This is a genomic window from Oceanobacillus senegalensis, from assembly GCF_900176885.1.
Classification (GTDB): domain Bacteria; phylum Bacillota; class Bacilli; order Bacillales; family Amphibacillaceae; genus Oceanobacillus; species Oceanobacillus senegalensis.
Genome location: NZ_LT839648.1, coordinates 2,896,415 through 2,917,344, shown reverse-complemented (window position 1 = coordinate 2,917,344; position 20,930 = coordinate 2,896,415). Strand labels below are relative to the sequence as shown.

General features: G+C 38.1%; 17 protein-coding genes and 2 riboswitches. Of the genes, 11 read left to right on the top strand and 6 right to left on the bottom strand.

Annotated elements, in window-relative coordinates; genetic code table 11:
• Positions 1-41 precede the first annotated feature (41 nt).
• Positions 42-572 (bottom strand): peptide-methionine (S)-S-oxide reductase MsrA, encoded by a 531-nt coding sequence (gene msrA, locus CAO17_RS14080; RefSeq protein WP_085993318.1) that lies wholly within the window; start codon positions 570-572, stop codon positions 42-44.
• 249 nt (positions 573-821) lie between these two features.
• On the opposite strand from msrA, the gene CAO17_RS14075 reads away from it, so the two are divergent.
• Positions 822-1,364, top strand: a complete 543-nt coding sequence (locus tag CAO17_RS14075) for an MOSC domain-containing protein (RefSeq protein ID WP_085993317.1) — start codon at positions 822-824, stop codon at positions 1,362-1,364.
• 88 nt (positions 1,365-1,452) lie between these two features.
• Here the strand turns inward: CAO17_RS14075 and CAO17_RS14070 are convergent, their stop codons facing one another.
• Positions 1,453-1,887: an Hsp20/alpha crystallin family protein gene (locus CAO17_RS14070; protein WP_085993316.1), complete on the bottom strand. Its 435-nt coding sequence runs from the start codon at positions 1,885-1,887 to the stop codon at positions 1,453-1,455.
• A 153-nt stretch (positions 1,888-2,040) separates the two neighbouring features.
• Between CAO17_RS14070 and CAO17_RS14065 the strand changes: the two genes are divergently transcribed.
• Entirely contained in the window at positions 2,041-2,646 is a 606-nt protein-coding gene (locus tag CAO17_RS14065; RefSeq protein ID WP_085993315.1) for a DUF2179 domain-containing protein, read from the top strand.
• A gap of 84 nt (positions 2,647-2,730) precedes the next feature.
• On the opposite strand, the gene CAO17_RS14060 is transcribed toward CAO17_RS14065, so the two are convergent.
• The 4 genes from CAO17_RS14060 to CAO17_RS14045 are packed head-to-tail and all read right to left on the bottom strand — an operon-like array spanning position 2,731 to position 7,014.
• Positions 2,731-3,174 (bottom strand): flavodoxin domain-containing protein, encoded by a 444-nt coding sequence (locus CAO17_RS14060; RefSeq protein ID WP_085993314.1) that lies wholly within the window; start codon positions 3,172-3,174, stop codon positions 2,731-2,733.
• Positions 3,175-3,184: 10 nt separating this feature from the next.
• A complete protein-coding gene (locus CAO17_RS14055) occupies positions 3,185-4,216 on the bottom strand; it encodes a ribonucleotide-diphosphate reductase subunit beta (protein ID WP_085993313.1) in 1,032 nt (343 codons plus the stop codon).
• A 20-nt stretch (positions 4,217-4,236) separates the two neighbouring features.
• Positions 4,237-6,528, bottom strand: coding sequence for a ribonucleoside-diphosphate reductase subunit alpha (locus CAO17_RS14050; RefSeq protein ID WP_085993312.1), 2,292 nt, complete (start codon positions 6,526-6,528; stop codon positions 4,237-4,239).
• Between the two features lie 3 nt (positions 6,529-6,531).
• Positions 6,532-7,014, bottom strand: a complete 483-nt coding sequence (locus tag CAO17_RS14045; RefSeq protein WP_085993311.1) for an acyl-CoA thioesterase — start codon at positions 7,012-7,014, stop codon at positions 6,532-6,534.
• A 205-nt stretch (positions 7,015-7,219) separates the two neighbouring features.
• Positions 7,220-7,405: riboswitch (cobalamin riboswitch) on the bottom strand.
• Positions 7,406-7,810: 405 nt separating this feature from the next.
• Positions 7,811-7,910, top strand: a riboswitch (purine riboswitch).
• A gap of 192 nt (positions 7,911-8,102) precedes the next feature.
• Between CAO17_RS14045 and purE the strand changes: the two genes are divergently transcribed.
• The 9 genes from purE (at position 8,103) to CAO17_RS14000 (ending at position 20,452) form a co-directional block, all read left to right on the top strand.
• Positions 8,103-8,594 (top strand): 5-(carboxyamino)imidazole ribonucleotide mutase, encoded by a 492-nt coding sequence (purE, locus tag CAO17_RS14040; protein ID WP_085993310.1) that lies wholly within the window; start codon positions 8,103-8,105, stop codon positions 8,592-8,594.
• Complete coding sequence (gene purK, locus CAO17_RS14035; RefSeq protein ID WP_085993309.1) at positions 8,581-9,714, top strand: 5-(carboxyamino)imidazole ribonucleotide synthase; 1,134 nt, start codon at positions 8,581-8,583, stop codon at positions 9,712-9,714. Before purE ends, purK begins: the two co-directional genes overlap by 14 nt.
• A gap of 114 nt (positions 9,715-9,828) precedes the next feature.
• Positions 9,829-12,051: a phosphoribosylformylglycinamidine synthase subunit PurL gene (purL, locus tag CAO17_RS14030; protein WP_085993308.1), complete on the top strand. Its 2,223-nt coding sequence runs from the start codon at positions 9,829-9,831 to the stop codon at positions 12,049-12,051.
• Positions 12,052-12,065: 14 nt separating this feature from the next.
• Complete coding sequence (purF, locus tag CAO17_RS14025) at positions 12,066-13,433, top strand: amidophosphoribosyltransferase (protein WP_085993307.1); 1,368 nt, start codon at positions 12,066-12,068, stop codon at positions 13,431-13,433.
• Positions 13,434-13,548: 115 nt separating this feature from the next.
• Positions 13,549-14,568: a phosphoribosylformylglycinamidine cyclo-ligase gene (gene purM / locus CAO17_RS14020; RefSeq protein WP_085993306.1), complete on the top strand. Its 1,020-nt coding sequence runs from the start codon at positions 13,549-13,551 to the stop codon at positions 14,566-14,568.
• Positions 14,565-15,125 carry a phosphoribosylglycinamide formyltransferase gene (gene purN, locus CAO17_RS14015; protein WP_085993305.1) on the top strand — a complete coding sequence of 187 codons (561 nt, stop codon included), beginning with the start codon at positions 14,565-14,567 and terminating at the stop codon, positions 15,123-15,125. Before purM ends, purN begins: the two co-directional genes overlap by 4 nt.
• 371 nt (positions 15,126-15,496) lie before the next feature.
• A complete protein-coding gene (gene purH / locus CAO17_RS14010) occupies positions 15,497-17,029 on the top strand; it encodes a bifunctional phosphoribosylaminoimidazolecarboxamide formyltransferase/IMP cyclohydrolase (protein ID WP_085993304.1) in 1,533 nt (510 codons plus the stop codon).
• A gap of 59 nt (positions 17,030-17,088) precedes the next feature.
• Complete coding sequence (purD, locus tag CAO17_RS14005; RefSeq protein ID WP_085993303.1) at positions 17,089-18,357, top strand: phosphoribosylamine--glycine ligase; 1,269 nt, start codon at positions 17,089-17,091, stop codon at positions 18,355-18,357.
• 352 nt (positions 18,358-18,709) lie between these two features.
• Positions 18,710-20,452: an adenine deaminase C-terminal domain-containing protein gene (locus CAO17_RS14000; protein ID WP_085993302.1), complete on the top strand. Its 1,743-nt coding sequence runs from the start codon at positions 18,710-18,712 to the stop codon at positions 20,450-20,452.
• Positions 20,453-20,930: the final 478 nt, after the last annotated feature.

Genomic DNA, 20,930 nt, shown 5'->3' with positions numbered 1-20,930 from the left:
TAAGAATAAGGAGCCAAGAAACGATTGGCTCCTTACAAGTGTTATTCATAAGACCATACAGCCTTAATAAATTCATCGCGACCTGATTTGACTCGATCTTCCTTATATTCTTTTTCACTTTTTTTATAAAAATCCTGGTGGTAATCCTCTGCAGGGTAGAAAGTCGTTGCAGGAATAATCTCTGTAACGATTGGTTTTGAAAACTTTCCGCTTTTTTCCAAAGCATATTTTGTAGATTCAGCAACTTTTCTTTGCTCTTCATTATGGAAAAAAATAGCTGTTCGATATTGGTCTCCACGGTCATGGAATTGTCCACCATCATCCGTTGGGTCGACTTGCTTCCAATATAAATCAATAATCGTTTTGTAGCTAATAATGGACGGGTCAAAGCTGATTTCCACGGCTTCATAATGTCCGGTCTGGCCACTTTTTACCTGTTCATAGGTTGGATTTTTAACATGTCCTCCAGTATAGCCCGAAATTACTTGTTCCACCCCTTCCCATTGGTCAAATGGTTTTACCATACACCAAAAGCAACCACCAGCAAATGTTGCTTTATTCAATGTAGACAAACTTTTTCACTCCTATTAATATAACTTAGGTACAAAGGAATCTATAAAAATAGTAGAATAGAGTGAAGCTTCAATTAGTGGGGGGAGGGTTTATTCCCTACTGATTGAGCACCACAAGGGTATAACATCAAAGCCCTTGAACGAATTGGGCTTTGACTGGTTGTTAATTCCCATCAATTATTCTAGAATTCTCTAGCCAGTGAACCGACGATAAAAATACTATATCACATATTGAAAGTAGGTGACATAATGGATGAACCTTATGTATATAAAATTTTTTTTCCTGATGGTAAACCATCAGGAGAGAAGAAGGTATGGTTATATGAAATGGGGATTTCTACAGGAGAGGAAGGGGATAAGGCTATTTTTACCTATCCAATTAAACACTATACTTTCTGGCAAGAAGAAAAATCTGAGATGTTGACATACGGTGAGATGGGGGAAAATTTCTCTGTCTTGGAGATGGATGAATTTACAGTGTTTATTGGAGACACCTTTCAAATGGGGGATGCCATTATTCAAGTATCACGGCCAGGTGTCGCCAAGACAAAGGAATTAAGAGAAAGTATGCGGACAGGATGGTACTTTCGTGTAGTACAGGAGGGGTATGTGGAAGAAGGAACAGATTTAAATTTATTAGATAGACCGTATCCACAATGGTCGATAGCAGCCTGTAATGAAATTATGTATTTAAATAAACATGATTTACGATTAGCAGATGAACTTTCAAGTTGCCGGGAATTGGCTACAAATTGGCGGGTAGCATTGCGAAAGCGTGCAAGAGGTTTTTGAAGGGGCGATTGACATCTGATGTTCAAGTGACCTTTCAACTATCATTCATAAGGGCACTTTTACACAGGAGCAATCGCCAAGACATAGATTATTCGTCTTCCAATAGACGTACATCCACTTTATTTCTTTGGCTTTTTTTAGAAATTAATCGATGAAGCTGAATATATACCAGTCCGTTTTTATATGTGGCATCTATTTTATCAGCGCGTACAGGAAATGGGAGGCTTATTTCTCGATCAAATATACCTTGAAGAATTTCCTCTTTCACGACGATCCCATGTGCATGCTCGATATCGATGTTACCTTTTAATTCAAGGCTTGCATAGTTCACATAGATATCAATTTGGTTTATATCCTGTAAACCAGGCATATTTACAATGCAAAGGATTTCGTTGTCCGTTTGGTACATATTGATTTGGGGAATATTAGGTTTTATGATATCTTCAAAATCATTCCAAAAGGTTTCGCCAAAAAAATGATCCATATTTTTTTTCCAGTCACTCATTTGTTGAAATGGATCCATATTAACACCTCTTTTAACGGAGAATCTTCTATACCATATGCCCAGTGTATAGGAAGGGTGCCTATATATGGTGTGAAAAAGATGAGGAGTCTTATTATGTTGAGGAGGACCGATAACTAGATAAAAATAAAAAATAGGTAGGAGGGGTTAATATTGCTTGAGAATGCCTTGATCATGGTAGCTATTATTTTTATCGTAAATGTTGTATACGTATCATTAATGACCATTCGAATGATTTTAACGTTAAAGGGAAGAACATACATCGCTTCTTTTGTAAGTATGTTTGAAATTGTTGTTTATATTGTAGGATTAGGTTTAGTACTTGATAACTTAAATGAAATACAAAATGTAATTGCATATGCTATCGGTTATGGAACCGGGTTAATTGTAGGTGCAAAGATTGAAGAAAAGCTTGCACTTGGATATATTACAGTAAATGTTGTTTCATCTAATCCTGATTTAGAATTTACGAGAAAAATCAGAAGTAAAGGATATGGTGTAACGAGTTGGCCTGCTTATGGAATGGATGGAGACCGCTTATCCATGCAAATTTTGACACCAAGAAAATATGAATTACGTCTTTATGAAACCATACAGGAAATTGATCCAAAAGCATTTATTATATCCTATGAGCCCAAACGGATCTATGGTGGCTTTTGGGTGAAACAGGTGCGAAAAGGAAGACTACTTAAAAGGACAAAAGCAAAGAGCAACGATGCTGTGTCCAACATGCAAGCTAAACCAACGAAGGAAGAATAGTCTATAGGTAAAAGTGGTTTCCAAATCACTTTAAGGGAAAAGTCAGTCTCCACTACTTTATATGCATAGTGGGACTGACTTTTTCTATACCATACTGGAATGAGCTTGGACACATCGCTCTACAAACTTCACACATTTATGCTCATCTTGTTTTTGTGGAAATAGCTCTACTTTTAAGGTAACAGCAAGTCTAGTTTTTTGTTTAAGTAAATCTCTAAACCTATCGACAGCACCACAAAAGTGTGGGAAAAAGCGATCACCTGTACCGAAAACGCCGGTTACGAGATGGGATGGCTCAGAACCCTCAAACGATGCAAAAAGGAATGTCATATTTTCAGGAATGTTGCCTTTTCCCCAGGTGTATGTTCCTATAATAAAAATATCGAATTTATCAATATACTGGATTGGAAAATCTTCTATTCTATAGGTTGAAACGTCACATTGACGAATTTTAAATTGCTCAGTCAGGATTCTAGCTAAGTGTTCCGTATTCCCAGTAACGGATGTATAAACGATAGCAACCTTCATTTTAAATCTCCTACAATTCATCAAAGCCATTTTCCTGTGATACTTTTGTATAGGTTCGTGACTTCTGTTCAAAGAAATCTGATTTGGTTTCATTCATCATTTCATCACTGAATACATGAATCCAAGGAATTGGATTTTCCCGTTCGACATATAAATTTACTAATCCTAGTTGACGTAAACGCTTGTTCGCAAGGTACTCCAAATAATCTTTAAATTCTATGAGGTCAATCCCGTCAATATTGTTTAAAATGATATTAGCCCATTCCCATTCTAAACGTACGGCTTCATCAATCGTATCGTATACATATTGAATATTCTGGTCTGTATTTAAACTAGGATTTTCTGTTAATAGGATGCGGACAAATTGTGTCATAAAGTAACAGTGCTGCATCTCATCTCTTTGGATATAACTTATCATGGTACTCGTTTTTAGCATTTTTTGTTGTCGTGCTAAGTTATAAAAGAAAGCAAATCCAGCATAGAAGAAAATTCCTTCTAAATTAATGGATTGTATCGCTAATTTAAACAAGAGTTGGGGTGTGGAATTTGCTCTAAATTCTTCATACGTATCGATAATAAATTGATTTCGTTTCCTTATAAGTGGGTCATCTTTCGCCTCGTCAAAACGTTCTTTTTGTTCGCCAATTGGAATTAATGAACTTAGAATATAGGAGTAAGATTCATTATGAACGGCTTCCTGTTGAGAGATTACTGCTAAAATGGCTTTAAAGCTAGGATCTGTCACATAATCCATTACCTGAGTCATGGTTGGTGTTTGTAAACTATCTAGTGATGCTAGTTGAGTATTAATCCTTAGAAATACATCTTTTTCATGATTGGAAAGCTCGTCCCACTGTTTTATGTCATCCTGCATGTTAATTTCTTGTGCCTTCCAAAAGTTGGATAATAAGGTTTGGTATAGCTGATACATTTGTGGATAGGCTAGGTCATTCCAATTTAGAATTCCTGACGATTTTCCGTTAATGATTCCGGTAGATTTGTTTGGAAAAGTTGGATTGAGCAAATTTATTTTTTTTAACATTTTTATGTTTCTCCTCCTCTTTAACTATGACAAGCCTCACAGGCATCGATTTCTGTTTGGGATGTGCTTCTTACGTAGTAAGTGGTTTTCAACCCTTCTTCCCACGCATGAAGATGAAGATGAAGTAATTCCTTAGCCTTGATATCATGGCGTACATAGAGATTAAAACTAATTGCTTGATCAATATGGCGTTGACGAGCTGCATTTTGCTTAATGCTCCAATGCTGATCGAGTTCATGTCTCACACGTCGATAATAAGCATACGTACGATGATTTAAATCAGGTGGTGTTACTTTAAATTTAAAGTTTTTCTTCTCCTCTGCATACTCAACGGAATAGATAGGGTCAATCCCATCTGTTGAACCGCCTATCTTAGCTGTAGACGAATTGGGTGCAATGGCCATCATCCAGCCATTCCGAATTCCATACCGTGAAATTTCTTCCTGGAGCTTTCTCCATCTTTCCGATGTATATCCTTTTCTTTTAAAATAAGCACCTGTTTCCCATTCCGATCCTTTAAATTTTGGATAGGCTCCTTTTTCTTTTGCGAGCGTCATGGATGCTTGAATGGTGTGATAGGCTATTTCTTCATATAAGCTATCTGCATATTGGACTGCCTCTTCGGAATCCCAGTAAATCTCTTGTAATGCTAGCAAATGGTGCCAGCCGAACGTCCCCAATCCAACCGCACGATATTTTTGGTTTGTCAGGGTTGCTTGGCTAACAGAAATGGTATTTGAATCAATCACGTTGTCCAGCATTCTCATTTGAATCGGAATTAACCGATCAAGAACTTGGTCACGTACGGTATTTGGTAAGTGAATGGAGGATAAATTACAAACGACAAAATCACCAGGTTTTCGCACAATGATTACATTGCCATCCTCGTTTACATATTCCTTTTCTACCTTAGTTGTGGACATGTTTTGGGCTATTTCTGTACAGAGATTACTGCAATAGATAGATGTTCGCCCTTTTCCTAAAACATGTTTATTTGGATTTTGTCGATTTACTTCATCGCGATAAAACATATATGGTGTTCCAGTTTCAAGCTGTGAAACCATAATACGTGCCATAATGTCCATCGCCCGATAGGTTTTACGTGGAAGTAATGGATGTTTGACTGCTTCCTCATATTTTTCTGTAAAATACTTCTCATCCTTTTCATCGTAAAAATCCTCCAGGCCAAGGGGTTGACCATTTTCATCTGTCCAACCCATGTATTGTTTCACTTGATGGGGGCAGAATGTATGCCATTCACCAATACTTCGTCCATTCTCATCCACTTCTTTCAGTTTTTCCATGAATAAATCCGGTATGGAAACGCCTGTAAAAATATCATGGGCTTTACGTCTTTCATCCCCGTTGTTTGTTTTTAAATCCAAGAAACCATTCATCATGTCCCGATGAAAAACGTCTAAATAGACTGCTATTGCTCCTTGGCGCTGCCCAAGTTGATCCACACTTACTGCCGTATCATTAAGGAGACGAATCCAAGGGACAATTCCAGATGAGTTGCCTTTAAATCTTTTAATATCAGATCCTAGTGCTCTTACTTTTCCATAATAGACTCCTATTCCACCCCCATCCTTACTGACGCGAGCAATATCCCAGTTATTTAAATAAATAGAGTCTAGGGAATCATCTACCGTATCGATAAAACAAGACGAAAGCTGACCAAAACTTTTTCCTGCATTGGCTAAAGTGGGTGTTGCCACGGTCATATACAAATTACTTAACGCCCAATAAACTTCTTTAACATGCTCTAGACGATTGCATTTTTCCTTTTGCATGAGTGTCATGGCGATAATCATGAAACGTTCTTGAGGGAGCTCATAAATGTTTCCGTCATAGTCCTTTGAAAGATAGCGATCTGCAAGTAGGAATAAGCCGATGTAATTAAAAAGCTTATCCCGTTCAGGTTCCATTTCTTGGGCTAGGAGATGGATTTCCTCTTCTGAATACTCTTCTAGTAGGGTAGTAGAATATATCCCCAAATTGGTTAATGATTCAATGAGAAAATAAAAGTCTCCGTATTTTTTCTTAGGGCTATATCCTCTATTCCTTGCTGCCGTTTCATACAATGTATGGAGAAACAAGCGTGCTGATAAAAAGGTCCAATCCGGCTCGTCCATAGAAATTTGATTTAATGAATAAAGTAATGCCTGTTTATTAGGCGAACTAGTTGAATCGTTTCGTTCTAAGATTTTTTCTTTTAGTTTCGTGGTTTCCACTCTGTACTTTTTAGAAGTATCATCGATAATTTTAAGGACATCTTCTATTTCTGAATTAATTTGGATCTGTCTATTCATAAGTTAATTCCCTCCAACAAAACTTTTTATTTTTAAACGTCTATACTTTCTAAGGTGTGCTTCTTCAAATAATCTTTTTTCTTCTTCTGTTTGTGGAATGACACCTGGAACACTTGTGGGTTTGCCTTCTTTATTTGTAGCTACCATCGTCAGTAATGATTTCGTAGTCATTTTTCGCTCTCCAGATTCTAAATCTTCACATTCAACTTTGACATAAACTTCCATGGAGGTATTTCCAGTAGAAACCACAACTGCTTCAAGCATTAGGACATCACCAACCTTAGCCGAAGAAAGAAAATTGACCGTATCTATAGATGCTGTAACAACTGCTTTTTTACTATGTTTCATGGCTGTAATGGCCGCAATTTCATCAATAAATGATAGAACGGTTCCTCCAAAAATGGTTCCGAGATGGTTGGTGTCAGGCGGTAAAACTAGTTTCGTTTGAATGGTTCGAGAGACATCAGAAGATAATGGGTAACTCATTATCATTCCCTCCTTTTTTCATTTTAAAGTCGGGAATTAGAGAAATAGTCCAGATCATAGAAAGAAAAACCCATCACTCTATACAGAGGATGGGTTTTTAATAAAACGTTGATATGTATAAATAGACAAAAAAATCTTGTAAAGATTCTAGTAGTACCTGTCTATAAAAATACCATCGTTCTATCCCCCCAACTCCCGAAGAAGATAACACGTTATAAACATGGCAGGTCTCCTGACTTGTGCTTCTCTCTCATGAAGCCCTTCCCATCTTAAAAGACAGTGGGTTATCCTTCATTCGTCTGCACTTACAGTTGCGGGAACAGTTCTGGACTTTCACCAGATTCCCTATTAAGTCATTGATATATTTGACACCATATTCATTGGTATAACTATATGTAGTTATACTAGTCATATTAGAATACAATTTGTAGTGATGTCAATAGCGAACATTTATAAATAATCTATTAATATAGGTTATCCAGTTATTTTAATAGGAGATTTTAAAATGGTTTATAAGAAACAGGATGGGGTTAGTTATGATTGCTTGACTTAATTTAGGTAGCCAATTGCTAGGATTGATTGTGAATACGTCCTATTGTGAATGAGATGTGGAATTCCATTATATGATATATCGTGATAGAGTAGCAAAGTAAGGCTCAAATCCAACACGAAAAGACGATAATATATGATGGAAATGGATAAATGAGGCTAAAATCCGAACGTTAATTTAAATAAAAAAATAATTGTTCGATATTTTGTTGACAATAGCTCAACAAATTGATATCCTTAACACAAGAAAAGGATACGAAAAACACCTCATATATTTCTAGGGATAGGGCTTAGAAGTTTCTACCCAGCACCGTAAATGCTGGACTATGAGGGAAGGTGAATCGTTGTCATCATATAAGATTTAATTCAGCATCTTTGAATCCATTCCACGTATCTTTTGTGGAAGAATTAACATGAGATGCAGAATAAAGTCTATTCATCTTTCCTCTTATATGAGGGAGGAGAATAGACTTTTTTATTATAATAAATCGAAATTAAAACAAATATTTGATCTTATTAAACATAGAAAGAGGGATTTCATGGCTCAAGTTGGTGTCATTATGGGGAGTATTTCAGATTGGGAGACAATGGAACATACTTGTAACGTGCTTCAGGAGTTAGAAATTCCTTATGAAAAGGAAGTTATCTCAGCACACCGTACCCCAGATGATATGTTTACCTATGCGAAGTCTGCCAGAGAAGGTGGTCTGAAGGTGATTATCGCTGGAGCAGGTGGTGCAGCACATTTGCCGGGTATGGTTGCATCTCAAACAACGTTACCGGTCATTGGTGTTCCCGTTCAATCGAAGGCATTAAATGGTCTTGATTCTTTATTATCAATTGTGCAAATGCCTGGTGGTGTCCCAACAGCTACGGTTGCTATAGGGAAAGCTGGGGCGAAAAACGCAGGGATTCTCGCTGCTCAAATCATTGGGGCTTTTGATACAAAAGTTGCAGATAATCTAGCAAACTATCGAAAAGAAATGAAAGAAAAAGTAGCAGAAATGAGGGAAGAACTTGCAAACAAATAAAACAATTGTTCCAAATCAAACCATAGGGATTATAGGTGGTGGCCAGCTTGGTAGGATGATGGCTATAGCAGCAAGGTATATGGGGTATCGTATTGCTGTTCTTGACCCTACACCTAATTGTCCGACTGCACAAGTCGCTGATACACAAATCACTGCAGCCTATGATGATATGGATGCAATTAAACGGTTAACAGATATTAGTGATGTGGTTACGTATGAATTTGAAAATGTCGATTTACAAGCAGCAAGTTACATCGAGAGTTGTGGCAAACTTCCACAAGGCTCTTATGCTTTAGAGGTAACGCAAAATCGAGAAAAAGAAAAGCGAACAATCAAGGACCTAAAATTATCAACTCCAGTTTTTGAAATTGTAACAAATGCAAAAGAGTGTGAAGAATCATTAAAGAAATTTGACTTTCCTGTCGTCATTAAGACTTGCCGTGGTGGATATGACGGAAAAGGACAGTTGAAACTAAATTCACAAGCAGATGTAGAAGAAGCGAAGGAATTTGCTGAGAAACATCAGCATTGCATTATCGAGGAATGGATTCAATTTGATAAAGAAATATCTGTTGTATTCTCTAGATCTCAATCAGGTGAAATAGCCAACTTCCCAATATCGGAGAATGAGCATCGTGACCATATTCTTTATAAGACGATGGCACCTGCTAGGATTAGTGTAGAGGTGCAAATTAAGGCATATGAAGCTGCTCGGTTACTTGCTGAAAAAATGAATATTGTTGGCACCTTTGCGATTGAAATGTTTGTTAAGGGTGAAGATATTTATCTAAATGAAATGGCACCTAGACCACATAATTCTGGTCATTATACGATTGAAGCTTGTAATATATCGCAATTTGGCCAGCATGTTCGAGCGATATGCGGACTGCCATTAGCGAAAATTAGACAATTTAAGCCGGCGATTATGTTAAATATCCTGGGGAAAGATATGGAAACAGTTATCGAAGCAATGCAACAGAAGAATGAAGGTTTTGTTCATTTATATGGCAAAAAGGAAGCAAAAGAAAAACGAAAAATGGGACATATTACGTATATAGGAGATACGTTTGACGAGGTATCGGCTCAGATGGAAAAATGCAAGGAAACAATTAATAACTAACGGTTCACAAGATAAGATATGGAATTTGGACCAAAAGTGAACATTAAACACCAAATATAAGAGAAACGAGAGAATATAGCGTTTTTCTAATAGGGATTATGGAGGGAAAAGCAAATGAGTAACAATACAATCAAACCTGAACAAATTGAAGTAGAAAAAATCTATCAGGAAATGGGTTTATCAGATGCTGAATTTAAGCTTGTAAAGGATAAAATGAACCGCTTGCCAAATTATACAGAAACAAGTATTTTCTCTGTTATGTGGTCGGAGCATTGTAGCTATAAAACATCAAAGCCCCTACTGAGAAAGTTCCCTACAGAAGGTGAACATGTTCTACAAGGTCCAGGTGAAGGCGCTGGTGTCGTTGACATCGGTGATAATCAAGCAGTTGTGTTTAAAATTGAAAGTCATAATAGTCCATCGGCTGTTGAACCGTTTGAAGGTTCGGCTACTGGTGTAGGTGGAATTCTACGTGATGTGTTCTCCATGGGTGCTAAACCAATTGCATCATTAAATTCTCTCCGTTTTGGAAATTTAGATAAAAATCATACCAAATGGTTGTTCAGTGAGGCTGTAAGAGGAATCGCAAGTTACGGAAATGTAGTTGATGTCCCAACTGTTGGTGGGGAAGTACAGTTTGATGAAAGCTATGAAGAAAATCCATTAGTGAATGCTATGGTTGTCGGTTTAGTTAATCATGATGACGTACAAAAAGGGCTAGCAGAGGGCGTAGGTAATACAGTAATTTATGCAGGTGGAGACACAGGAAAAGACGGAATCCATGGTGCCACATTCTCTTCTGACGTAGTGGAAAGTGAAAAAGATAATAGCTCTTCCGTAGCAATTGGTGACCCTCAAATAGGGAAAAAATTAATTGCGGCTTGCTTAGAGGTCATTCATTCTGATGCACTTGTAGGTATTCAAGATATGGGGGCTGCTGGACTTACATCTTCTGCAAGTGAGATGGCAGCAAAAGCGGGTACTGGAATAGAAATGAATCTTGATCTTGTTCCACAACGTGAGGAAAATATGGATGCGTATGAAATCATGCTATCGGAGTCACAAGAAAGAATGCTCTTAGTCGTTAAGAAAGGGAAAGAACAGGAAATCCTTGATATTTTTAAAAAGCACGATGTCGATGCTGTTGCTATTGGTGAAGTTATCGAGGAGCAAATTTTCCGAATTAAGCAGCATGGTGAAATCCAAGCTGAAATTCCAGTTGTAGCATTAACAGATGAAGCACCTGTCTATGAACTCACCAAGAAGGAAGCAGCCTATTATGCAGAATTTCAAGCTCAGGAAGAAAACGTGCCAGCAGTAGATAACCATCAAAATATGCTTCGTACTTTGTTGCAACAACCAACAATTGCATCGAAGGAATGGGCTTATACACAATATGATAGAAAGGCACAAGGCAATACGTTGGTCGGACCAGGATCAGACGCAGCCATCGTTCAAATCGAAGGAACAGATAAAGCAATAGCAATGACAACGGATTGTAATTCTCGCTATATATACTTGGATCCAAAAGTCGGTGGTAGAATAGCAGTTGCCGAAGCAAGTAGAAATATTATTTGCTCAGGTGCTACCCCTTTAGCTATCACGGATGGGCTTAACTATGGAAATCCAACAAACCCAGAAACATTCTGGCAAATGGAACAAAGTATCGAAGGGATTCGTGAGGCTTGTCTTCAATTAGAAACTCCAGTCATTAGTGGGAATGTTTCGCTTTATAACGAGTCAAAGGGACAGGCGATTATGCCTACACCGATTATCGGGATGGTTGGTCTACTTAAAACAACAGAACATGTAACGGCAAATCACTTCCAATCAGCTGATGATGTTATTTATCTTATTGGAGAAACAAAAGCGGAATTTGGTGGTAGTGAGCTACAAAACATGGTTGACGGTAAGTACTCCGGTAAAGCACCTAGTATTGATCTTGAGATAGAACGCCGTCGTCAAAAGCAAATTCTTGAAGCAATTCAAGAGGGTGTTGTTGAATCAGCACATGATATTTCGGAAGGTGGATTAGCGGTTGCACTAGCAGAGTCTACATTCGATACGGAAGGCTTGGGAGCGAAAGTGGAACTACAAGGTGACGCTACTACTGTTTTATTTAGTGAAACTCAATCTCGATTTATCGTAACAGTAAAAGCGGAAGAACAAGAGAAATTTGAACGTATGGTGGACGATGCAAAACAAATCGGCAAGGTAACGACAGATAGCACACTTCAAGTCTCTATTAACAATGACATTGTGATTGATGGGGATGTAAAAGAACTTGAAGAACTTTGGAGAGGTGCAATCCCGAGCTTGCTGAAATCCAAAGAATAAGTGAGGAATGTCCAATGTTTGGAATTTGGGGTCATGACAAAGCTGCTGAATTAACTTACTATGGTCTTCACTCTATGCAGCATCGTGGTCAAGAAGGTGCTGGGATTGTTGTGAATGATGGAACGGAATTAAACGTTCATAAAGATTTGGGTCTAGTAAATGATGTATTTAAACATGCTAAATTTGACCAATTGCAAGGACGTGTTGCAATTGGTCATGTCCGATATAGTACGCAAGGTGAAAAGGCTGCAAGTAATGTACAGCCATTACTATTTCATGCACAAACGGGAAGTTTGGCACTTGCGCATAATGGAAACATCATGAATGCCTATAAATTGCGTGGGGAGTTAGAGAAACAGGGAAGTATCCTGCAAACCTCCTCTGATACAGAAGTGCTAGCGCATTTAATTAAACGTAATGGTGAAGGAATAAATGAAAACTCAATAAGCGATGCTTTGAATCAAATGGTTGGTGCTTACGCGTATTTAATATTGACAGAAGAAAAGATGTATGCAGCCCTTGACCCATCAGGAATTCGTCCATTATCTATTGGGTTACTTGGGGATGCTTATGTGGTTGCTTCAGAAACCTGTGCATTTGATCAAATTGGTGCAACATTCCTACGCGAAGTATTACCAGGCGAACTAATAACTATCGATGATAACGGATTGAAGTCCATTCGATTTGCTGAGCAAAGAAAGCGTAGTTTATGTGCGATGGAATATGTCTACTTTTCTAGACCAGATAGCAATGAAAATTATGTGAATGTTCATGCATCCCGTAAAAAAATGGGAAAAGAATTAGCTAAAGAAGCTCCAGCAGATGCAGATATTGTAGTTGGTGTTCCAGATTCAAGTATTTCTGCTGCAATTGGATTTGCAGAAGAGAGTGGACTACCGTATGAAATGGGTATTATTAAGAATCGCTATGTTGGTAGAACTTTTATTCAGCCATCTCAGGACCTTCGGGAACTTGGGGTGAAAATGAAGCTTTCCCCAGTCCGTGGAATAATTGAAGGAAAGCGTGTCATTATGATTGATGACTCCATTGTTCGTGGGACGACAAGTAAGCGGATTGTAAAGTTATTAAAAGAAGCAGGAGCGAAGGAAGTCCATGTTCGAATTGCTTCTCCTGCGATTACGGATCCTTGTTTTTATGGAGTAGATATGTCCACAAAAGATGAATTAATTGCCGCAAATCATTCGATTGATGAAATTGCTAAGATTATTGGAGCGGACAGCATTTCATTTCTATCGGAAGAAGGATTGCAAAGGGCGATATTAAAAGATAACTCAATCAATCAAGGTATTTGTATGGCATGCATGACAGGGAAGTATCCTGTTCAAGAAGAGGAAGAAAAAGAAGTAACGTATACAAGTTGAAACAGCGAATAAAATAAGGCTGATTTTACGAGAATGAACCTATCTATAAAATGTGAAGACCAAAAAGAATAAAATGGAATTAACTATTAAAGCAATGAGGATGTGTCATGTGACTATGTCAGATGTATATAAGCAAGCTGGTGTTGATGTAGAAAAAGGTTACGAGGCAGTAGAACGGATGAAAAAGCATATTAAAAAAACAACACGTCCTGAGGTTTTAGGTGGAATTGGTTCATTTGCGGGACTGTTTGATTTATCGAAATTTAACTATAAAGAACCAGTGTTGGTATCAGGAACAGATGGTGTTGGTACCAAACTAAAACTTGCCTTTCAGGTAGATAGGCATAATACAGTGGGTATTGACTTAGTTGCTATGTGTGCCAATGATATTGTTGCCCAAGGAGCACAGCCGCTATTTTTCCTAGACTACATTGCATGCGGAAAAAATGAACCGGAACGAATTGAACAAATTGTTTCTGGTATATCATCTGGATGTGTGGATGCTGGAGCTGCTTTAATTGGTGGTGAGACAGCAGAAATGCCGGGAATGTATAGTGATGATGAATATGACCTCGCTGGTTTCGTTGTCGGGATTGCTGATAAATCCAAACTAATTACTGGTGAAGCAATTGAAGCTGGGGATGTTGTCATTGGTCTTGAATCAAGTGGTATTCATTCCAATGGATATTCTTTAGTTCGAAAGCTGGTAGACGGATTGGATTTAAATGAGACACCAGATGGGCTTAGCAGACCATTAGGAGAAGCTCTATTAACTCCGACTAAGATTTATGCAAAAGCTATTGCTAGTGTTTTAGAAAAACATGAAATTAGAGGGATTTCTCATATTACTGGTGGTGGATTCTATGAAAATTTCCCAAGGATGATGCCAGAAGGATTAGGGGTAGAGATTTCACCGAATAGCTGGGAAGTCCCAGAAATCTTTCCATTTCTTCAAAAACTAGGGTCCATTCCAGATAATGATATGTACGGTGTGTTTAATATGGGAGTCGGTATGGCGCTAGTTGTTCGTGAAGAAGAGGCCCTAAGCACGCTTACCATTTTAGGGGAGACTGGAGAGAAGGCATCCATTATTGGAAAAGTGGTTAATCGTGAAGGAGTACATTTTCTATCATGAGTAAAGTAAAAGCAGCAGTCTTTGCATCAGGGGCAGGTAGCAACTTTCAATCTATTATGGAATCTAGCAATCTCCCATGCGAAATTTCATTGCTTGTATGCGATCGCCCTGGAGCTAGCGTTATTGAGAAAGCAGATAAATTAGGTGTTCCAACATACGTTTTTAATCCAAAAGAATATGGGTCGAAGCAAGAGTTCGAAGGGACATTAGTATCGAAACTTCAGGATTTAAATGTTTCCTGGATTTTCCTTGCCGGATATATGAGAATTGTTGGCCCAACTTTATTAAATGCCTTCGAAGGTAAGATTGTCAATATTCATCCATCTCTATTACCTGATTTTCCAGGAAAGGATGCCATAGGGCAAGCCTATAAAGCTGGAGTTAAGAAAACGGGTGTTACGGTTCACTATATTGACGCAGGAATTGATACAGGACCGATTATTGCACAGGAGTCCGTAGAAGTTTTAGAGAATGATACGGAAGAAACGCTTAAAAAAAGAATCCAACAAGTAGAACATCAGCTATATCCAAAAGTCATTCAGCAAATTGTGAAATAGATATCTTTAGTACAAGGCTGTCTTCTAAAAGGTTGTTGTTTTTTGTTGCGTAAAATCTATAAAATGCGAACTAACTTTATTTGTGTGTATGTTGATTTCCGTTGCGGACAGTCGCACACCCTAGGGAACGGCTTCAGCCTCCTCGGAAGAAAACTACTTCTTGCTCGGGTCTAGACACGTGCTATTCTCGCAGGATAAGGAAGGCTTCATCAGCGCCCTAAGGTGCGCGTAGTGTATTTTTGCAGCGGTATAAACGCACTATCAACTATCTTAATAAGTTATTGCGCATCATCCTTCAAATGCGAAGTAAAAAACAACAAAATATACGAAAAGAGCCTAGTGTAAACAATTAGTCAAAGTGAGGGGTAAACATGAAAAGAGCACTCATCAGTGTTTCTGATAAACAGAATGTCGTAGAATTTGCTAAAGGTCTTGTAGAACTAGACTATGAGATTATCTCCACAGGTGGAACGCTAAAAAAAATACAAGAAGCAGGAATTGCTGCACGAGCAATTGATGATATTACTGGATTTCCCGAAATTATGGATGGACGTGTAAAAACCCTACATCCGAAAGTACATGGTGGATTACTTGCAAAACGTTCCAATCCAGATCATATGAATCAGATGGAAGAAAATGAGATCCATCCAATCGATATGGTTGTTGTGAACCTATATCCATTTAAACAAACACTTGAAAAAACTGGAGTTTCCAAAGAGGAAATTATTGAAAATATTGATATCGGTGGTCCCACCATGCTTCGTTCTGCTGCGAAAAACTTTGAAGATGTGACAGTCGTAGTAGACCCAGCTGATTATGATTCTATTTTAGAAGCATTACAAACGGATGGACTAGATGATGAAAAAAGAATACAACTCGCTGCAAAGGTCTTCCGTCATACTGCCAATTATGATGCGATGATTGCGGAATATTTCTTAGGGGAAACAAAGGAAGAATTTCCTGAGACATACACGGTCACATATGAAAAAGTACAATCTCTTCGCTATGGGGAAAATCCTCATCAAAATGCTGCGTTCTATAAGCAGCCAATTGTTAAATCAATGAGTCTAGCTGCAGCAAAACAACTGCACGGCAAAGAATTATCCTACAACAATATTCAAGATGCGAACGCGGCACTAGAAATTTTAGCAGATTATAATGAACAACCAGCAGCGGTTGCAGTAAAACATATGAATCCATGTGGAATCGGAGTATCTGAGACATTATTTGATGCGTTTAACCGTGCTTTTGATGCGGATCCAATCTCTATTTTTGGTGGAATTGTTGCATTAAATAAAGAAGTAGATTCTCAGACAGCAGAGAAACTAAGTAGTATTTTCCTAGAAATTATCATTGCTCCAAGCTTTTCAGAAAAGGCCTTGGAAATCTTAACAAGAAAGAAAAATATTCGCTTACTTGAATTAGATATGACGAATAGAGAGGCTGTGAATCACAAGCTTACATCTGTAAATGGCGGTGTATTAATTCAAAGTCAAGATAATGGTACAGTGACGAAAGATGACTTACAAGTGGTAACAAAACGTACGCCATCTGAACAAGAAGTAGCAGATTTACTATTTGCATGGAAAGCCGTAAAACATGTGAAATCCAATGCGATTGTATTAGCGAAGGACGGTCAAACAATTGGTGTTGGTGCTGGTCAAATGAATCGTGTAGGTTCAGCGAAAATTGCCATTGAGCAAGCCGGAGAGAAAACAAAAGGATCTGTTATGTCTTCGGATGCTTTCTTCCCAATGCCGGATACAGTTGAGGAAGCAGTTAAGGCAGGGGTAACAGCAATTATTCAGCCTGGTGGTTCGAAGCGTGACCAAGATTCAATTGATGTATGTGATAAGCATGGGATTGCCATGGTTTATACAGGAATGCGTCATTTTAAACATTAATAGATTAGGGGGAGCAGTTGCAATCCCTTTAATCTCACCCTAAAAGTGGAGGTTATTAGATGAACGTACTAGTTGTTGGTAAAGGTGGACGCGAGCATAGTATTGTATTAGAACTTGCTAAAAGTGAGAAAGTAACTAATTTGTACGCGGCACCAGGTAATGGTGGAATGAAGGAGCAAGCTATCTGCGTTCCTATTGATGAAATGGATATAGATGGTCTTATTGCTTTTGCTAAAGAAGAGAAAATAGATCTAACTATTGTCGGTCCGGAAGATCCACTAAATGAGGGTATTGCAAATCGTTTTCAAGCAGAAGGACTTAAAGTATTTGCTCCAACGAAGGAAGCAGCTTTACTCGAAGGAAGTAAAAGCTTCGCGAAATCATTCATGAAAAAATATGATATTCCAACAGCAGAATATGAAACCTTTACAAATGTAGAAAAAGCGAGGGCGTATATTGAAGAAAAAGGTGCGCCGATTGTGATTAAAGCTGATGGACTTGCTGCTGGAAAAGGAGTTATCGTTGCAGAAACTAAGGAAGATGCATGGAAAGCTGTTGATGAAATGCTTGTTTCTAAAACATTCTCTGAAGCAGGGTCAACCATTGTTATTGAAGAATTTCTTGAGGGAAAAGAATTCTCCTTAATGGCATTTGTCCATGAAAATCAGGTTTATCCAATGGTTCCTGCCCGTGATCATAAACGTGCCTTTAATCAGGATGCGGGGCCGAATACGGGGGGGATGGGTGCTTTCTCTCCTGTTCCTGATGTTACAGACGAGCATATTGCTTTTTCTGTAGAACATATTTTACAAAAGACTGCAGATGGATTAATGAAAGAAGGGCGACCATTCACCGGAATCCTTTATGGTGGGTTAATAATGACCGAATCTGGTCCCAAGGTAATTGAATTTAATACGAGATTTGGTGATCCAGAAACTCAAGTTGTCTTACCATTATTGCAAAATGATTTAGTGCAAGTATTCTTGGATGTATTGGATGGAAAAAATCCTGAGCTAGTTTGGGAAGATGCCGCGTGCCTTGGTGTTGTTTTAGCTTCAAGTGGCTACCCGGTTTCTTATGAAAAAGGGATAGCAATCCCCCATTTCAAGGAATCAGAAAATAGCTATATCGTCCATGCTGGAACAAAGTATGAGGGAGATAACCTGGTATCGGATGGTGGACGTGTACTTTTAGTAGGAGCTAAAGAAGAAACATTGGATGATGCAAGAAATAACGTTTATAAGGTATTAAATTCAACAAGTGCTAACAAAGATTATTTCTATCGTACAGATATTGGATTAGATGTTAGCTTGAAAGTCACTCTTTGATAGGGTGGCTTTTTTGTTGTGTTAACTGTTGTGGGAAATCAACCTGTTCGGATAGAATATCAACTCGTGCAAAGGAAAAGGGAAACACTTCCACTTTTTGTGTGAAAAGAACCATAAAAATATCTTTGAATTTTTTGCGAAATTCAACAAAAACTTTACAACATTAACGTGTGAAACTATGTTAAGATAAGGAAAAGCGAAACTTCAATCAGTGGGAATGTTGTTGTCCACTGGTTGTTCGATGAACGAATCAGGACGATATTGGCGGTTGATCCCTTGTCATTCCCTAAAGGGGATGGATCATACTGTCAGTAATTGCGTGATAAATTCTATATATTGGAGAGCTGGCCTTATGTTTACAAATGAGAATAATTGGAGGAACCGTGAGCTTAGACAGCATATAAAAGTAATTGATGGCTTGGAAGCACCAACGCTTCTATTGAAAAATAGCATATACCTGAATGTTTTTCTCAAGCAGTGGGTAAAATCCCACATATGGATTTATAAAGATCGTATTGTTTATGTAGGGGAGAATCTTCCTAAAAACATGAAAGGAACGGAGATAGTAGACTGTGAGGGAAAATATCTTGTTCCAGGATATATTGAACCACATGCTCATCCTTTTCAACTTTATAATCCTGAAGCATTAGCAAATTATGTGGCTAGATATGGTACGACAACATTAATAAATGATAACCTTATGTGGCATTTTTTATTAGATAAAAAGAAAGCGTTTTCTTTAATTGAGGAATTTGATTATCTGCCTATGTCCATGTATTGGTGGGCAAGGTTCGATTCACAAACTGCCTTGCAGGATGAGGAAGAAACGTTTAATACCGAGGATATCTTATCATGGATTTCTCATCCATCTATTGTTCAAGGAGGAGAGTTAACCTCTTGGCCAAGTCTATTGAATGGAGATGATAGGTTACTATATTGGATGCAAGAAACGAAGCGCCAAAGAAAACCTATCGAAGGGCATCTTCCAGGTGCATCAGAAATGACACTAACGAAAATGAAGCTGTTTGGTGTATCAGCTGATCATGAGCCAATCACTGGTGAAGAGGTAGTAAGAAGATTACGCCTAGGATACCATGTTTCCCTAAGATATTCTTCCATTCGACCAGATTTACCTCAGCTCATTGAGGAGATATTGGAGTTGAATTTGAGTTATTTCGATAATTTAACCTTTACAACGGATGGAGCAACACCATCATTTTATGAACAAGGACTAATCAATGTCTGTATAGATATTGCTATTAAAAAAGGAATCCCAATCGAGGAAGCTTATAACATGGGGAGTTATAATGCGGCAAGACATTTTAACCTAGATGAGACAATTGGAAGCATTGCTCCTGGTCGAATAGCACATATAAATATTCTAGATTCTAAAGAAAACCCACATCCAGTCAGTGTTCTGGCAAAAGGAGAATGGATACGGAAAGATAAAGTAAATCAACCCCTTCCACAAAAGATTGATTGGGATAAGTATGACATATCGCCCTTACCTTTAGATTGGGAATTAGAAGAAGAGGATTTGCAATTTTCTATGCCAATGGGACTTGAGATGAAGAATGATGTGATTATCAGGCCTTATACGATTAATATTGATATAACACCTGAAGAGTTACCAAAGGATAAAGATGATGCTTTTCTTGTACTCATTGATAAAAATGGGAAGTGGCGTGTGAATACAACGATAAAAGGATTTACGAATAAATTAGGTGCTGTTGCTAGTACTTTCTCTCAATCTGGGGATTTTGTTTTTATCGGGAAAAATAAGAAAGATATTTTACTAGCCTGGAAGCATCTAAAGAAAATAGGCGGCGGCATTGTACTCGTTCATGAAGGAGAAATTTTAGCAGATATACCATTAAAACTCGGTGGATTCATGTCGAAAGAAAGTATGGATGAATTAATAGCCAAGGAAAAAGTGGTAAAGACATTAATCAAAGATTATGGTTATCGGTATGATGACCCCATTTATAGTATTTTATTTTTGTCCGCCACACACCTGCCTTATATTCGCATCACACAGCAAGGAATTATAGATATTAAAAAAAGAAAGATTATATTCCCAGCAACGATGTGTTAATATATAAAGTTGTAATATATGGGAAGGCTGTTTTCTAAAAAAGACTTTTGTTTTGGCATAAAATAGATAGAATGCGCAGTAATGTTGAGTACGTTGATTTCCACTGCGGGCAGTCTCTTTCTGTGGGCACGGCTTCAGCCTCCTCAGCAGAAGGTCACTGCTTCGGAGTTTTCAGACACGTGCTACTCCTACAGGACAAGGAAGGATTCGAGAGGGATACATCTTCGTGAGAAAAAGCGATATTCTTTTTCAAGGAGTCGACTGCCCTTCGCTCCAATTAACCAGTTTAATAGAGGAATATTTTTAATTAGCTAATATTGATTTAGTTGTTGGAAAACTCAACACTAGCGAAGGGAATACACGGAGACTCCTCGAAAATAAAGTTCAATTTTCTTCGTGCAATGCGTTGCTGCCGTAGCGTTCCTTGTCCTGTGGGAACACAGGCCTAGGTGAGACACCGTAGTGCGTCAGCACGAAG

What these genes read in the sequence shown, in the direction of transcription:
- CAO17_RS14070 (WP_085993316.1), bottom strand. Translation starts at nt 1,887, where the DNA reads ATGGATCCATTTCAACAAATGAGTGACTGGAAAAAAAATATGGATCAT.
- purE (WP_085993310.1), top strand. Translation starts at nt 8,103, where the DNA reads ATGGCTCAAGTTGGTGTCATTATGGGGAGTATTTCAGATTGGGAGACA.
- purN (WP_085993305.1), top strand. Translation starts at nt 14,565, where the DNA reads ATGAGTAAAGTAAAAGCAGCAGTCTTTGCATCAGGGGCAGGTAGCAAC.
- CAO17_RS14060 (WP_085993314.1), bottom strand. Translation starts at nt 3,174, where the DNA reads ATGAAGGTTGCTATCGTTTATACATCCGTTACTGGGAATACGGAACAC.
- CAO17_RS14000 (WP_085993302.1), top strand. Translation starts at nt 18,710, where the DNA reads ATGTTTACAAATGAGAATAATTGGAGGAACCGTGAGCTTAGACAGCAT.
- CAO17_RS14075 (WP_085993317.1), top strand. Translation starts at nt 822, where the DNA reads ATGGATGAACCTTATGTATATAAAATTTTTTTTCCTGATGGTAAACCA.
- purH (WP_085993304.1), top strand. Translation starts at nt 15,497, where the DNA reads ATGAAAAGAGCACTCATCAGTGTTTCTGATAAACAGAATGTCGTAGAA.
- CAO17_RS14050 (WP_085993312.1), bottom strand. Translation starts at nt 6,528, where the DNA reads ATGAATAGACAGATCCAAATTAATTCAGAAATAGAAGATGTCCTTAAA.
- purD (WP_085993303.1), top strand. Translation starts at nt 17,089, where the DNA reads ATGAACGTACTAGTTGTTGGTAAAGGTGGACGCGAGCATAGTATTGTA.
- CAO17_RS14055 (WP_085993313.1), bottom strand. Translation starts at nt 4,216, where the DNA reads ATGTTAAAAAAAATAAATTTGCTCAATCCAACTTTTCCAAACAAATCT.
- purF (WP_085993307.1), top strand. Translation starts at nt 12,066, where the DNA reads ATGTTTGGAATTTGGGGTCATGACAAAGCTGCTGAATTAACTTACTAT.
- purM (WP_085993306.1), top strand. Translation starts at nt 13,549, where the DNA reads ATGTCAGATGTATATAAGCAAGCTGGTGTTGATGTAGAAAAAGGTTAC.
- purL (WP_085993308.1), top strand. Translation starts at nt 9,829, where the DNA reads ATGAGTAACAATACAATCAAACCTGAACAAATTGAAGTAGAAAAAATC.
- CAO17_RS14045 (WP_085993311.1), bottom strand. Translation starts at nt 7,014, where the DNA reads ATGAGTTACCCATTATCTTCTGATGTCTCTCGAACCATTCAAACGAAA.